We start from the raw sequence: 13,820 nt of genomic DNA on the forward strand, positions 1-13,820 counted from the left end.
GCTGCGGACGGCGCTGGAGAAGGCACGGGTCTCCGGGCTGGCCTACGAGGAGCAGGAGGCGGTACTCGGGGTCAGCTGCATCGCGGCCCCCGTCTTCGCGGGCGGCGAGGCCGTGGCCGCGCTGTCGGTCGCCGTGCCCTGCGCCCGCTACCACCCGGCCCAGCTCGCCCCGGCCGTCCGCACGGCGGCCCTGGGGCTGTCGCGGATGCTGCGCGGGGGCGTCTGAGCCCGGCGGGGCGGGCCAGCTCGGCGGGGCGGGCGGGCGCGAAGGCTCATCGGCGCCCGCCCGCCGCGCGCCGCCGCGCCTACGCCTCGTACAGGTCCAGCGAGCCGAGGCCGGAGGTGGTGGCCGGCGGGGCGGCGTCGGCCAGCAGCGGGAGGAGGGCCGCGGCGCGCTTGGTGACCGTGTCGCGGTCGCCGGCGGAGAGCGCGGAGCCCATGCCCACCGCGACGGCGCCGGCGGCGATCCACTCCGGGGCGTTCTCCACCGTCACGCCGCCCGTCGGCACCAGCGGCGCCTGCGGCAGCGCAGCGCGGACGTCCGAGAGCCAGCCGGGGGTGTGGCCGGAGGCCGGGAAGAGCTTCAGCGCGTCGGCGCCCAGCTCCATGCCCTGCACGATCTCCGTGGGGGTGGCGACGCCGGCGAAGACCGGGACGCCGTACCGGTGGCCCGTGCGGATCACCTCGGCGTCCAGGTGGGGGCTGACCAGGAAGCGGGCACCGGCGTCCACGGCCATCCGGGCCGAGGCCGCGTCCAGGACCGTGCCCGCGCCTATGATCGCGTCGTCCCCCAGCTCCCTGGTCAGCGTCGTGACCGCCTCCAGCGCGAACGGCGTCGTCAGGGAGATCTCCAGGCTCGTGATGCCGGCCGACAGCAGCGTGTCGGCCGTCGCGCTGGCCTCGTCGTAGGTCTCGCTGCGGACGATGGCGAAAACGCGCTGAGCCAGTGCGGCCCGGGTGATCTCCCAGCGGTACACGACAGCTCGCCGCCCTTTCCTTATTTCCGTCCCGCACACGGCGTCGCCGCCATGCCCCCAGGGAACTGTCCGGTGCGCCGGTGGTCGGGCTCCGCCGCAGGTGGCCGCCTTGAGACGACTTCGCCGCCGATGCCCGCCCGGTCGCTGTTTCCACCGAAACGCTACCGGCAGCCGCTGACAATCCCTCAGTCGGGGGTGCGACCCGGATGTTGGGCGGCGCCCGCGGGCCGGGCGCGCCGGGGTACGCAACTCCGTGCTCGGCGCGGGCCCTCCGGACGCGGAGCCGCCGGAAACCGGACGTGAAGCCGCCGGAAAAACGGCGGCGGCCGGGGCACCGCCCCGGCCGCCGCTCGGTTCCCCGGCTGCTCAGCAGCCGCGGTCCACGAGGTCGAAGGTCTCGTAGTGATCGGCCGTGTAGTAGTCCTCGTCGGTCTTCTCACCGGTGACGATGCGGCGGGCGCCGCGGTCCGGGGAGCCGGGGGTCTCGACGGTGTACTCGTGGTAGTAGCCGCTGGACTGCTGCGGCAGGACGCCCTCCCGGTTGGAGAAGACGGTGCCGTCCTGCGGATAGGGGAAGGGGCCGCCCTTCTCGATGAGGTCCAGCGTCGTGTGGGCCTCGTCGGGCAGCTTGGAGTAGCAGATGTCGCCGACGGCGGCCGCATGGACGGGCGCGGCGTGCGCCACCGCTGCGGGGGCTGCCGCTGTGGGCGTCGCGGCGACGGCGGGGCCCGCGAGGAACAGGGCCGAGGCGAGGGCGCCGAGGGCGCCGATCCGGGTGATCCGTGGGGGGATTCTCATGCCGTACAGCATGACGCGCGTAGACATGTTCCTGTCAATGCAAGTGCCGGAAGTTTCCCAGGAGTTCACAGCGGCCCGGAGACGGGAAGTGCGGCGGAGTGCGGGTCGCGGGCACTTTTTGCCTCTCGGGCAAAACTTTTGCCCCCGGGGCCCGGTATGGCTATACCAGAAGCATGACCGAACCGCTGGACCACGAGGCCGCCGACACCGCAGAGGAGCTGCCCGTCGTCGCACCGCGCCTGCGTGACCTGCGGCGTCGTGCCGGCCTCACACTGGAGACCGCGGCGCGGCGGGTCGGTCTGTCCCCCGCGCACCTCTCGCGGCTGGAGACCGGACGGCGCCAGCCGTCGCTGCCGATGCTGCTGTCCTTGGCACGCACCTACGCCACTACGGTATCCGACCTCCTCGGGGAGACGGCGCCCGAGCGGCAGCCGGTGTTCCGGGGCGCCGAGGCCGACCCCTCGGAGGCCGGCGGCTGGACGTACTGGCCGATGGGCGGTCCCGGGCGGGCGATGCAGGCCCTGCGGGTCCACGTGCCACCCCGCGACGACCAGGCAGGACTGGTGCGGGTGCACCCCGGCGAGGAGTGGCTGTACGTCCTCAAGGGACGGCTGCGGCTGACCCTCGGCGAGACGACGCAGCTGCTGGACCCGGGTGACGCGGCCCACTTCGACTCCCTCACCCCGCACCGCCTCGCCGCCGCCTCCGGCAGCGGCGCCGAGCTCCTCTTCGTCCACACCCTCATGCAGAGCGGCATGGCAGAGCTGTGCCTCGGCGGCACCAGCCGCCGCGGTCTGTGACCGGCTCGCAGGAAAGGACCACCCCGTGACCGAGCAGCCCGTTCCCGCTCCCCTGCCCACTCCGGCCCGCAAGGACGACGTCGAGGACCGGGCCCCGCGCGGGCTGTCCGTACGGGTCGCCCTCTACGTCGTCGGCACCCACGTCCTGCTGGCGTTCCTGAGCTTCATCGTGGTCATGCTCAAGTCCGCCACCTGAGGCGCGGCGGCGCCCACCGGGACCACCGCCCGCGGTGGGCACGCCCGGACCGTCACAGCACCGCGCGAAGACGCGCGAACGTCTCCTCCAGGACGGCCGGGTGGGCTGCCGCGTTGATCCGGAAGCAGCGCGCGAACCGGTCCCCGCCGAAGACCTCGCCCGGCAGTACGTGGACCGCGGCGCTGCGCAGCGCGGCGGCGAACCGGGCCGCGTGATCATCTCGCGGGAACTCCGCCCAGACCAGGTACGTGGCCTCCGGCTCCGGCGCCTCGGCCACCAGGGGCAGCTTCCGCAGCCCGTCGAGGACCTGGGCCACCCGCCCGGCGAGGTCGTCCCGCAGCTCCGTCAGCCACGGCACGCCGTGCTCGTAGCAGGCGACCGTGGCGATCGTCCCGAAGCTGCCCGGCCGGCCGAGCATGCCCTGCGGGATGCCGGTGAGGGTCTCGGCGGCGCGTTCGGAGGCGTAGAGCGTGGCGCTCTTCAGGCCCGCCACGTTGAACGCCTTGGACGCCGAGGTGAAGCCGAAGGACCGCACCCGGTGGATGCCGGGGTCCGCGTACGCCGACGGCGGCTGCCGGTGCAGGCCGAGCGGGAGGTGCACTTCGTTGGCGAGGAGCAGCAGCTCGTGCCGGTCCGCGAGGGCCACCGCCGCCGCCTGCTCCTCCTCGGTCCAGGCCCGGCCGACGGGGTTGTGCGGCTGGCACAGGATCCAGGCGCGGGCACCGGCGGCGCCCGCCGCGTCGAGGGCCGCCCAGTCGTGCCGGTACCCGTGCGCGTCGCGCAGCAGCGGCACCGCCAGCGGCTGCAGCCCGGCCTCCCGTACGACGGTGAACAGGTCGCCGTAGACGGGGGTCTCGACGATGACCGGGCAGCCCGGCGCCAGCTCCAGGCCCATGACCGTGCGCAGCCCGGCCAGGACGTCGGTGGTGCAGCGGACGGCCGCCACCGTGGCGCCGTGCTGGTCGCGGAGGTAGGCCGCGCAGGCGGCCTCCTGCTCGGCGCACAGGCCGTACCCGGTCTCCCCGTGCTCGACGGCGCCGACCAGCGCGTCGCGGAGGAACGGCGGGGTGCGGACGTCCATTTCCGCGACGCCCAGGCAGAGCCGGTCCGGCTCGTCGCCGGTCCGCCACTTCAGGGTGCGTCTGCCGCGCAGCACGGCGGGGTCGGATATGAAGGGCGACCCGTCCGCCGCCCCGGCCTCAGTCGGTGCCGGCACGGTCGAGGTCGATGTAGAGGCGGGTGCCGTGGCGGCCCTTGGTGCGGCGGCGGACCTTCACCGAGCCCTGGATCTCCTTGGGGTGGTGCACATGGGTGCCGCCGCAGGGGATGACGATGTCCCCGGACCGCCAGACGAACACGTCGTGGGTGTCCGGGAGCGGGGTGACGGTGGCCTCCGGGGAGGAGGCCAGCAGCTCCCGCACGCGGGCCTCGATGACGGCGGCGGCCTCGCCGGGGATGGCGCACCCGAAGTCGAAGCGGGCGGAGTCGTCGCTGATGTGGCAGCCGCGGGTGGAGCGGGTCTGCCCCTGTGCCTCGAGGTACTCGCCGGTGGCGTGGAAGAGGAAGTGGGCCAGGGTGTGCATCTGCATGTTGCGGAAGCGCCGGTCCCAATCGATCTCCATCGTCACCTGATCACCGGGGCGCAGCGTGCACGGCTCGGCGAATTCGTGGCAGAAGACGGACTCGACGGTGGCGACCTCGCCGTTGGGCAGCTGGAAGGGCCGGCCGCCGGCCTTCTGCACGTCCACCACCCGGGCGCCGTCGACCGTGCCCTGGTCGGCCACCTGGCCGCCGGACTCGGCGTAGAAGACGGACCGGTCGAAGACGGCGTACCGGTCGCTGACCGAGAGGACGGTCGCGGTGGCCGTCGTCGCGTACGGGTCGTCGTGGTAGAGCGCCTGCGTGGGGGGACAGGAGCTCCACAGGGCGGCTTCGATCACTTGTCTCTCCTGGTGTGACGGGGGTCGTCCCGGCTCAACCGCGGTCGTCCGGGGCGTGGTTCAGCAGGGTCATGCCGTACAGTTCGCCGCGGTCGGCGAAGAAGGTGAGGATCTCTCCCTCGGCGTCCGGGCCCAGGTCGGCGGCGAGCCGGCGGGCGCCCTCGTAGCAGACGCCCGACGAGCCGCCGACGCTGATGCCGAGCGTGAGGAGTTCGCGCACGGCCCGGCAGGCCTGGGCGTCGGTGACGCGGTGGACGCCGGCCACCCGCTGCCGGGCGGCTTCGATGACGGCGGGGACGCGGTTCTGGTTGCCCGTGCCGCGCAGGATGGTGGGCCCGGGCTCGTCGCCGAAGGTGATGGACCCCACCCGGTCGGCGACATAGCTGGGTATCCCCTTGGCGCTGAGCATCCGCGACAGCGCGGAGAAGTGCCCGCCGCTGCCCACGCAGAAGATGCCCGCGCGGATGCGGGAGAAGTCCAGCGTCTGGGTCAGGTGCGGTACCACCCAGCGGGTCCACACCTCCGGGTTGAGCGGGCTGTCGTTCTGGTTGGTCCAGTAGTACTCGGGGTGGGCCGCGCGCAGCTCCTGCAGCAGGTCGTCCCGGGCCTGCTGGAAGCCGAGCACCGGGTGCGGCGCCCGCACGAGGTGCAGGGTGGCGCCGGCCAGCTCGGTCTTCACCCGGGTCACCTCGGGGATGCCGGGGTCGGACACGAGGTGGACGGGGTGGCCCAGGAGCCGCCCGGCGACGGCGAGGCCCAGCCCCAGCGAGCCGGAGGTGGACTCGATCACCGGCTGTCCCTCGGCCAGCAGTCCCCGCTCGCGCGCCAGGAGGAGCAGACCGAGGCCCAGGATGGACTTGAAGCTGGTCTCGGTGGTCGGGCTGCCGTGTATGGCCCGCAGCCGTAATCTCCCGGCCAGCGGTCCGCAGTCGATCGTGGTGAGCCGGGACAGCTCCTCGATGACCTCGTAGGGGTCTCTGCGCAGTGCGACGGTGTCCATGGTGCTCACTTCGAGCCCTCCAGGAGGTTCTTGGCCCAGTAGATGGAGACCAGCAGGAGGGCGATCCCTCCGATCTGGACCAGCGTCAGCCGCTGGTCGAAGAGGAAGAAGCCGTAGACGGCGGCGGCGACGGGCTGCAGCAGGACGAAGAGCGCGGCCAGTTGGAGCGGCAGGAACTTCACGGCGTGCGCCATGAGGGTCTGCCCGAACACCTGCGAGGTGAGGGCCAGGCCGATGAGCAGCAGCCAGCCCTGTGCGCTCGTGGGCCAGATCTTCTCGCCGAGCAGCCCCGCGACGGCGAAGCAGGCCACCGCGCAGACCAGGCTGAGGGTGGCCATGATGCGGGTGGCCTCGTGGCGCTCGCGCAGCCCCTTGGCCACCACCAGGAACAGGGCGTAGAAGACGGCCGTGGCCAGCGCCAGGAGGTCGCCGCGCAGGTGCGTGGGGTCGAGCCCGGTGCCGAGGATGACCAGGACGTAGAGGCCGCCGAGGGCGAGGACCGCGGGGAAGGCGAGCCTCCAGGGCAGCCGGTCGCCCCAGAGGAAGAAGGCGAGCGGCGCGATGATGAACGGCACCAGGTTGGCGAGGAGGTTGGCCTCGGCCAGCGAGGTGTAGAGGAAGGATATGTTCCACAGGCACAGGTCGCCCGCGAGGAACAGTCCGCCGAGCGCGATGAGCGCCCGGTCCCGTCCGCTCATCCGGGTCTTCCGCCGGGCGCCCCCGGCCTTCTCGCCGGCCGGTGCGCGGCGCGCCATGGCGGCGGACACCGCGAGCAGCATCGGCGTGGCGAAGAGGGAGCGGTACGCGCCGGTGGCCACCGGGCCGACCTCGCTGATCCGGACGAAGACGCCGCCCAGGGCCAGGCAGCAGACGGCGATCAGCACCATGATCTGGTAGCGGGCCCGGCCGGGTTTGCGGACCGCGGGGGGCGGTGCGGGCGCGGCCCGGCCGGCCGCCAGGGCCTGGCTGTCGGGGCCGGGGGTGGTGGTCGCGCCGCTCATGGACGCCTCGCCTCCTTGAGGGTGAACGTGGACCCGGCGTAGCCGCGGGCGTCCAGCGCGCCGCGGCACCCCGCGACCCGCTCGTCGTGGTCGGGCTGGTGCCGGGAGAAGATCAGGCCGGCCAGCGTGCCGCTGTGCGCGACGCAGATGCCCAGCGCCCCGAAGTCCCGCTGGAGCGCGGTCAGGTCGGCGAGCGACTTCTTGGGCAGCCGGTCGTTGTGCAGCTCCGCGCTGCGGGTGGCGATCCGCGCGGCGGCCGGCCCGTCGTTCGCGCGCAGGGCCGCGTCCAGCTCGCCGAAGAGCCGCTCGTACTCGGCGGCCTTGCCCGGGTCCTCGGGGAGTTCGCGGTGGAAGTCCTCGGTGCGCACGTAGCCGCCCTCGTCCACGCCGACGATCGTCCAGCGCAGGTCGGTGTGGTACGCGGTGATCAGCCGCTGGGAGCGTTGGGCGCACGCCGCGATGCCAGGGTGCAACAGGTAGTCGCCGTACTCCAGTTGGCGTGCGACGGACAGCGCGAGGGCGTGCGCCGCCGCTTCCGGGATGTCGGGGCACGCCTCGGCCACGCACAGCAGCGCGCTGGCCAGTATGTCGCTGGTGGAGCTGGCATGGCCCTTGGCCACCGGAATGTTGGAGTCTATTTCCAGCACCCCGCCCGGCCGGCGCTGCCGCAGATCTGCGCTGAGCGAGGTATAGGCGTGCAGCGCCTTGACCCGGTCGGCGGGTCTGACGGTGAGCGGTGCTGCTTCGGACCGTTTTTCCCGTCTGATGCGGGCCTGGCAGCGGAGTTCCTCCACCGGGACCGTGAAAAGGAAATGATCGTATCCGGCCGCCCCGCGCGTATAGCCCTGGAGTAATTCCCCGAAAGTTCCATGGACGGTACGAGCAATCTTGGTCCGCATGGCAGGAAGTTGTACTCGAAGGCCCGGTCCCACGGCAATCCAACAATTCCTTTGTGCAGCCAGAAAGAAGTCTTTGGGATCATTGAATGTCGCACATATACCCTTTAATATGACCGAGGTTGTCGCCATGTGCCCCTTTTTGCGCCGCCCGCTTTTCCGGGGCCGGCACGGGAATCCGACCGCGCGGCCGGTCCCCGTGTTGCCGACTTCACGTCAAATCCCTACTGTGCGCCTATGCTTGAGCCACGCCAACTCCGCGTTCTGCGCGCCGTCGCACGGACCGGGTCCTTCGCGGCGGCCGCGCGCGCCCTGGGCTGCACCCAGCAGGCCGTGCGCCGGCAGATAACGGCACTGGAGAATTCCGCCCGGACGCCGCTCGTCGTGCGCCGTCCGGACGCCGGTAAATCCGGAAAGGAAATTTCACTCACCGAGGCCGGAGAAATCCTGCACGGCCATTCCGGGCGCATTCTGACCCGGCTGCACGCCGCCGAGGAGGAGATGGCGTACCTCAAGGGCGCCCGGCTCGGCCGGGTCCGGCTCGTGTCCTTCCTCAGCGGCATGTCGGAGCTGGTCCCGACGGCGCTGGCGGGCCTGCGCGCCGCCCATCCGGGCACCGAGGTGTCCTTCGCCGAGGCCGCGCCGCCGCGCGCCGTGGAGATGCTGCGCGGCGGCGACTGCGACCTGGCGCTCGCCTTCCGGTACCCGAAGCTCCCCCGGGACGGCGGCGCGCCCGCCGACGACTGGGACGGGCTGGTCGCCCACCTCCTGCTGACCGACCGCCTGCTCGTCGCTGTCCCGCCGGGCCACCGGCTCGCCGAGGCCGCCGACAGCGGGGAGATCGCGCTGGCCGAACTGGCCGATGCGCCGTGGATAGCGGGCTGCGCGCAGTGCCACGGCCACTTGGTGGACCTCTGCGCGGCGGAGGGCTTCGCACCGCGCATCGACATGGTGACCGACGACCACCTCACCGCGATCGCCCTGGTCCGGGCGGGTCTGGGGGTGGCCGTCCTGCCGGGCATCACGCTCACCACCGAGGCCGAAGCCGTCCGCCTGCTGCGGCTCGAACCGGCGGTGCACCGCGAGATCGTCGCGCTGACGCTGCCCGAGTACGACGGCCTGCCGGCGGTCCGGGCACTGGTCGGCGAACTGGCGGCAGCGGCCGGCACCCAGTCCGCGCGCCTCGCGTCCCTGGCCCCGGCGCCGCAGCCGCGAGGCTGACGCCGGCGCCTCGTACAGGGGCGACCCGGCGGCATCCACGGTGGCGACATGGCAGGGCATCGGCCGGTATTACCGCCCTCCGGCGGGCGCTGCCGCCACACTGGTGGGACCACGCGGGGCACCGCCCCGCCCGCCGTCCGAGGAGGCCGCCCATGGCCCGTTCCGCGTCCGACGTCCTCGACGCCGCCGTACGGGAACTGACCCCAGCGCCCGACGCCAACCCCCTCGTCCCGGCCATCGCCGTGGGCGAGGCCCCGCGCGAGGTCTTCGCCACGCTCGCCCTGGAACAGCACCACGTCATCGCCTCGGACCGGCGCAGCTTCCGCCACCTCGCCGGGCGGGCCGCCGCCGAGCCGCCGGTCGCCGCGTTCTTCACCTTCCTCGCCGACGGCGAGGGCGTCGCGCTGGACCACCTCGGCACCCTCACCGCCGCCTGCGGCCTGACCGAACGGGAGACGTCAGGGTACGAACCGCGGCCCGCCTGCCAGGCGTACCCGGCGTACGCCGCCTGGCTCGCGCTCGGCGCCGAACCGGCCGACGCGGTCCTGGCCTTCGCCGCCAACTTCACCGCCTGGGGCGGCTACTGCCGCGCCATCGGCCAGGCCATGCGCCACCGCTACGGCTTCACCGACGAGGCCTGCGCCTTCTTCGACTTCTTCGCCACCCCGCCCCCGGTCCTGCGCGACCGCACCCTGACCGCCCTCCAGCACGGCCTGGACACCGGCACCCTGGACCACCCCCTCGCCCTCCGCTACGGCCGCCTCCTCCAGGCGTACGAGCTGATGTTCTGGCGCGGGCTGACGGAGGACTGACGAGCGCCACCGGAGCGGCGGCTCACCTGGCCCACGGCAGCGGCCGCGCCCCCTCGCCGCCGGGCACGGACACCCGCCCGTCACTGCGCATGGCGACCAGCGCCTCCACCGGTTCCGCGGCGGTGCGCACCTGCCGCAGGACGCCGCCCGGCAGCACGAGGGTCTCGCCCGCGCCGAGTCTCTCGGTCCGGCCCCCGGCGGTGACCTCCAGCGCGCCGCCGGTCACCGTCCACACCTGCTCGCGGTCGACGGTGTGCTCGGGGCCGGCGCTGCCGGGCTCCATCCGGACCTGCCAGGTGCTCAGTTCGGTGCTGCCCCGGCTCGGCGCGGCGAGGCCGGTCATGACGGCGTTGGGGGTGGTGACGACATGGTCCGGCGACGGTGCGATGACATGCATGGCTTCTCCCTCGGACGACACGGCAGCGACCCGGCGGTACTCGCACAGCGGGTCAAGCTGCTTTACTCAGGCGAGTAAAGCAGCTTGACCCACGTATGTCACCATGGTTCCGTGCAGCCCGACGATCAGCTCCCCGACACCGAACTGACCTTCCTGCTCGGCATGGCCTTCCAGCTGCTGCTCGGCGAATTCACCGGGCGGCTGGCCGAGGCCGGCCACGCGGACCTGCGCCCCGTGCACGGCATGGTGTTCCAGCTGCTGCGCGGCCAGGGAGCCACCGGCACCGAGCTGGCCCAGCGGCTCGGGGTGACGAAGCAGGCCGCCGGGCAGCTCGTCGACGACCTGGAGAAGCGCGGATACGTCCGCCGGGAGCCGCATCCGGAAGGCGGCCGGCGCAAGCTGGTCGTCCTCACCGAAGCGGCCCACGCACACCTCGCCGTGGCCGGCCGCACCCTCCACGACCTGGAAGCCGAGCTGGCACGCCGCACCGGCACCGAGGACCTCTCCGTCCTCCGCACCGAACTGGCCCGGATCATCCGGGCGATGGCGGGCGACACACCGCCGCCGCTCCGGCCCGTGTGGTGAGACGGCGGGCCGGGCAGCGGGTGGTGGACCTACCGGGCCGGCGCCGCGGCTCCCCTGTGCCGTCCGGCGCGTTCGCGGATGTCTGTCACGGTTACTCCCGGGGCCAGGCGGTTCTCGGGGACCTTCAGCTGGATGAGGGCCGCGGTGCCGCTGGCGAGGGAGCGGGTCAGGGCCGGAGCGAACTCCTCGGTGGTGGTGACGGTTTCGCCGTGGGCGCCGAAGGCGCGGGCGAGGGCCGCGAAGTCGGGGTTGACCAGGGCCGTGCCGCTGACCCTGCCGGGGTGGTGGCGCTCCTGGTGCTGGCGGATCGTGCCGTAGCAGGAGTTGTTCAGGACGAGGATCAGCGGGCGTACGCCCTCCGCGACCGCCGTCGCCAGCTCCTGGCCGTTCATCAGGAAGCAGCCGTCCCCGGCGACCGAGACGACCTGGCGGTCCGGGGCTGCGATCGCGGCGGCCACCGCGGCGGGAACGCCGTACCCCATCGCGCCGTTGCGCGGGGAGAGTTGGCGGCCGCCCGCGGTGTGGGTGAGGAAGCGCTGGGCCCAGACGGCGTGGTTGCCCGCGCCGAAGGTGACCACGGCGTCGGCGGGCAGCCGGTCCCGCAGCGTCTCGAAGACGGTGCCGAGGTCGAGCGCGTCGGCGTCGCGCACCGGCGCCCGGTGCGCGAGGTACGCGGCGCGGTCCTCCTTCGTCCGGGTGGCCCAGGGCACCGGCCGGGTGGGCAGCAGCCCGCGCAGGGCACGGGCGACGGCGGCGGGCGCGGCCAGCAGCGCCAGGTCCGGCACGTACAGCGCGCCGGGCGGCTGGGCTTCGGGGAGCGCCTGGACCAGCCGGGGCCCCGTGCCGTCGGGGGGCAGCAGGCGGAAGCCGTCGGTGAGGACGTCGCCGGGCGCGGCGCCCAGGGCGATGACGAGGTCGGCGGCGCGCACCCGGTCGGCGAGGGTGCGGGCGCGCCCGTACCCGAGGGGGCCGACGTAGCAGGGCGAGTCGTTGTCGAGGAGGTCCTGGCAGCGGAAGTCGACGGCGACCGGCAGCTCCCAGGCTTCCGCCCACTCCCGTACGTCCGCCCTGGCCGCCTCGGTCCAGCGGCTGCCGCCGAGCAGGACGAGCGGCCGTTCCGCTGCGCCCAGCAGGGCTTCCAGCACGGTGAGTTCGTTCTGCGAGACGGACCCTTCGGGCAGCGGCGCGGGCACCGCGTCGGCGACCCGGACGGTGTCGGTGAGCATGTCCTCGGGCAGGCCGAGCACCACGGGGCCGGGCCGGCCGCCGGCCGCTGCGGCGAAGGCCCGCGTCACGTACTCCGGTATGCGCTCCGCGTCCTCGACCGTCTCCACCAGCTTGGCGCTGGCGCCGAACGTGCCGCGCAAATCCAGCTCCTGGAAGGACGCTCGGTCGGTGTGGCCGCGCGGCACCAGGCCGACGAAGAGGACGAGCGGTGTGGCGTCCTGGTACGCGGTGTGCAGGGCGACCAGGGCGTTGGCGGCGCCGGGGCCGCGGGTGGTGAAGCACACGCCGGGCCGCCCGGTGAGCTTGCCGTGCGCCTCGGCCATGTAGCCGGCGCCGCCCTCGTGGCGGCAGACCACCAGGCGCAGCGGCGCGTCGTGCAGGGCGTCGAGCACGGCGAGGTAGCTCTCGCCGGGCACGCCGTAGGCGACGTCGACGCCGTGCCGCAGGAGCTGGTCGACGAGGACCTGCCCGCCGGTGCGGGGCGGATGGGACGGGGCGCCGGTGGGGACGGGGCGGGGCGTGGTCATGCGAGGGCCTTTGCGGTGTCGGAGGGGCCGGCTTCGGTGGTGTCCATCGGGTGGCGGGGCAGCGTTCCGGCCGCGTACGCACCGCCCGCCGTGCAGGCGGCGATGGCGGCCAGGAGGAGCGCCGCGCCCCAGGAGGCACCGCCCGCCGCGCCGGTCAGCGAGGTGGCGGCGAGCGGCACGAAGCCGCCGAGGACGCCGGAGAGGTTGTAGGACATGGCGACCGCGCTGTAGCGGCAGGTCTCGGGGAACATGCCCGAGACGACGGCGCCGATGGGCGCGTACGGGATGGACAGGGCGCCGATGCCGAGGGCAACGCCCAGGTACACCAGGCCGGTCTGGCGGGTGTCGACGAGCCAGAACACCGGGAAGGCGACCGCGATGGTGACGAGGCCGCCGATCAGGCAGACCTTCCAGGAGCCGATGCGGTCGGCGGCGCGGCCCGCCACGACGATCACGGCCATTTCGACGACGGCCCCGATCGCGGTGGCGTTCAGCATGACGGACTTGTCGATCCCGAGGTCCGCCGTGCCGTAGGAGATGATGAAGGTGGTCAGCAGGAAGAAGCCGCCGACGCCGAGGAACGCGGCGGCGACCCCGACCAGCATCCGGCCCCACGTCCGCCGGAACGCCTCGATCAGCGGCACCGGCGCCGGCCCGGTGCGCTCGGCCTCCTCCATCATGGCGCGGAAGACCGGCGACTCCTCGATGCGCAGCCGCAGGTAGAGCGCGAAGCCGAGCAACGGGAACGCGACGAGGAAGGGCAGCCGCCAGCCCCAGGCGTAGAACGCGTCGTCCGGGAGCATGCCGACCAGCGCGAAGGCACCGCTGGACAGGAGCGTGCCCACGGGCGAACCGAGCTGCGGGATCGAGGAGTAACTCCCGTGCTTCTCCCTGGGCGTGTGCTCCAGGGTGAGCAGCATCGCGCCGGACCACTCGCCGCCGACCGAGATGCCCTGGAGGAAGCGGAGCAGGGCGAGGAGCGCGGGGGCCCACACGCCGATGGTGGCGTACGACGGGAGCAGGCCGATGCAGCCGGTGGTGACGCCCATCATGACCACGGTGATGATCAGCGCGAACTTCCGGCCGTAGCGGTCGCCGATGTGCCCGAAGACCGCGGCGCCGACGGGGCGCGCGACGAAGCCGACGGCGAAGGTGACGAAGGCGGCGATGGTGCCGACGGCAGGGTCGAGGTCGGGGAAGAAGAGCCGGTTGAAGACCAGCGCGGCGGCGGTGCCGTAGAGGAAGTAGTCGTACCACTCCAGTGCGGTGCCGGTGAAGGCGGCGGTCAGCAGCCGCCGGATGTCTCTGAGGTCGGGGGTGCTCACGCGGACGGACTCCTCGGGACGGGGGACGGGGCGGAGCCTGCGGGTGCTGCCGTGGGGGGGTACGAGGGAGGGGCGGCCGTCGCGGGCCGCCTCGGGCCGTTTCCGGCGGCCTCGGGCC

16 protein-coding genes are annotated in these 13,820 nt (G+C 73.5%); 6 read left to right on the forward strand and 10 right to left on the reverse strand.

The window, feature by feature from the left end:
• On the forward strand, positions 1 to 226 hold a 226-nt coding region (locus C3486_RS27220), incomplete at its 5' end, for an IclR family transcriptional regulator C-terminal domain-containing protein (protein ID WP_219822255.1).
• Between the two features lie 79 nt (positions 227 to 305).
• On the opposite strand, the gene C3486_RS27225 is transcribed toward C3486_RS27220, so the two are convergent.
• Both C3486_RS27225 and C3486_RS27230 read right to left on the reverse strand, forming a co-directional pair.
• Positions 306 to 977 (reverse strand): bifunctional 4-hydroxy-2-oxoglutarate aldolase/2-dehydro-3-deoxy-phosphogluconate aldolase, encoded by a 672-nt coding sequence (locus C3486_RS27225; protein ID WP_103835415.1) that lies wholly within the window; start codon positions 975 to 977, stop codon positions 306 to 308.
• A gap of 366 nt (positions 978 to 1,343) precedes the next feature.
• Positions 1,344 to 1,775: a ribonuclease domain-containing protein gene (locus C3486_RS27230; protein ID WP_103835446.1), complete on the reverse strand. Its 432-nt coding sequence runs from the start codon at positions 1,773 to 1,775 to the stop codon at positions 1,344 to 1,346.
• Between the two features lie 173 nt (positions 1,776 to 1,948).
• Here C3486_RS27230 and C3486_RS27235 point away from each other — a divergent pair, with 173 nt between their 5' ends.
• Together C3486_RS27235 and C3486_RS37505 are read left to right on the forward strand one after the other, a co-directional pair.
• Positions 1,949 to 2,575, forward strand: coding sequence for a helix-turn-helix domain-containing protein (locus tag C3486_RS27235; protein ID WP_103835416.1), 627 nt, complete (start codon positions 1,949 to 1,951; stop codon positions 2,573 to 2,575).
• A 25-nt stretch (positions 2,576 to 2,600) separates the two neighbouring features.
• The gene (locus C3486_RS37505; protein ID WP_181138718.1) at positions 2,601 to 2,771 is read left to right on the forward strand and encodes a DUF6126 family protein; all 171 of its coding nucleotides are present in this window, start codon (positions 2,601 to 2,603) and stop codon (positions 2,769 to 2,771) included.
• A gap of 52 nt (positions 2,772 to 2,823) precedes the next feature.
• Here C3486_RS37505 and C3486_RS27240 read toward each other — a convergent pair whose 3' ends face one another.
• Genes C3486_RS27240 through C3486_RS27260 form a run of 5 tightly spaced genes read right to left on the reverse strand, consistent with a single transcriptional unit; the run spans position 2,824 to position 7,506 of the window.
• On the reverse strand, positions 2,824 to 3,987 hold the full coding sequence (locus C3486_RS27240) for an aminotransferase class I/II-fold pyridoxal phosphate-dependent enzyme (RefSeq protein ID WP_103835417.1): 1,164 nt from the start codon (positions 3,985 to 3,987) through the stop codon (positions 2,824 to 2,826).
• Positions 3,971 to 4,711: an alanyl-tRNA editing protein gene (locus C3486_RS27245; protein WP_103835418.1), complete on the reverse strand. Its 741-nt coding sequence runs from the start codon at positions 4,709 to 4,711 to the stop codon at positions 3,971 to 3,973. The genes C3486_RS27240 and C3486_RS27245 overlap by 17 nt, the downstream gene beginning before the upstream one ends.
• 34 nt (positions 4,712 to 4,745) lie before the next feature.
• Entirely contained in the window at positions 4,746 to 5,711 is a 966-nt protein-coding gene (locus C3486_RS27250; protein ID WP_103835447.1) for a pyridoxal-phosphate dependent enzyme, read from the reverse strand.
• Between the two features lie 5 nt (positions 5,712 to 5,716).
• Positions 5,717 to 6,712 (reverse strand): DMT family transporter, encoded by a 996-nt coding sequence (locus C3486_RS27255; protein WP_103835419.1) that lies wholly within the window; start codon positions 6,710 to 6,712, stop codon positions 5,717 to 5,719.
• Positions 6,709 to 7,506, reverse strand: coding sequence for a hypothetical protein (locus C3486_RS27260; protein ID WP_258053023.1), 798 nt, complete (start codon positions 7,504 to 7,506; stop codon positions 6,709 to 6,711). Before C3486_RS27260 ends, C3486_RS27255 begins: the two co-directional genes overlap by 4 nt.
• Before the next feature lie 339 nt (positions 7,507 to 7,845).
• Between C3486_RS27260 and C3486_RS27265 the strand changes: the two genes are divergently transcribed.
• Positions 7,846 to 8,829, forward strand: a complete 984-nt coding sequence (locus tag C3486_RS27265) for a LysR family transcriptional regulator (protein WP_103835420.1) — start codon at positions 7,846 to 7,848, stop codon at positions 8,827 to 8,829.
• A gap of 152 nt (positions 8,830 to 8,981) precedes the next feature.
• Entirely contained in the window at positions 8,982 to 9,641 is a 660-nt protein-coding gene (locus tag C3486_RS27270) for a transcriptional regulator (RefSeq protein ID WP_103835421.1), read from the forward strand.
• Positions 9,642 to 9,663: 22 nt separating this feature from the next.
• On the opposite strand, the gene C3486_RS27275 is transcribed toward C3486_RS27270, so the two are convergent.
• Positions 9,664 to 10,038 carry a cupin domain-containing protein gene (locus C3486_RS27275; protein WP_103835422.1) on the reverse strand — a complete coding sequence of 125 codons (375 nt, stop codon included), beginning with the start codon at positions 10,036 to 10,038 and terminating at the stop codon, positions 9,664 to 9,666.
• A gap of 162 nt (positions 10,039 to 10,200) precedes the next feature.
• Here C3486_RS27275 and C3486_RS27280 point away from each other — a divergent pair, with 162 nt between their 5' ends.
• Positions 10,201 to 10,623, forward strand: a complete 423-nt coding sequence (locus C3486_RS27280; protein WP_103835449.1) for a MarR family winged helix-turn-helix transcriptional regulator — start codon at positions 10,201 to 10,203, stop codon at positions 10,621 to 10,623.
• A 29-nt stretch (positions 10,624 to 10,652) separates the two neighbouring features.
• On the opposite strand, the gene C3486_RS27285 is transcribed toward C3486_RS27280, so the two are convergent.
• Entirely contained in the window at positions 10,653 to 12,377 is a 1,725-nt protein-coding gene (locus C3486_RS27285; protein ID WP_103835423.1) for a thiamine pyrophosphate-dependent enzyme, read from the reverse strand.
• The gene (locus C3486_RS27290; protein ID WP_103835424.1) at positions 12,374 to 13,702 is read right to left on the reverse strand and encodes an MFS transporter; all 1,329 of its coding nucleotides are present in this window, start codon (positions 13,700 to 13,702) and stop codon (positions 12,374 to 12,376) included. The genes C3486_RS27285 and C3486_RS27290 overlap by 4 nt, the downstream gene beginning before the upstream one ends.
• Between the last annotated feature and the right edge of the window lie 118 nt (positions 13,703 to 13,820).

It is taken from the genome of Streptomyces sp. Ru73 (assembly GCF_002920575.1).
Taxonomy (GTDB): Bacteria; Actinomycetota; Actinomycetes; order Streptomycetales; family Streptomycetaceae; genus Streptomyces.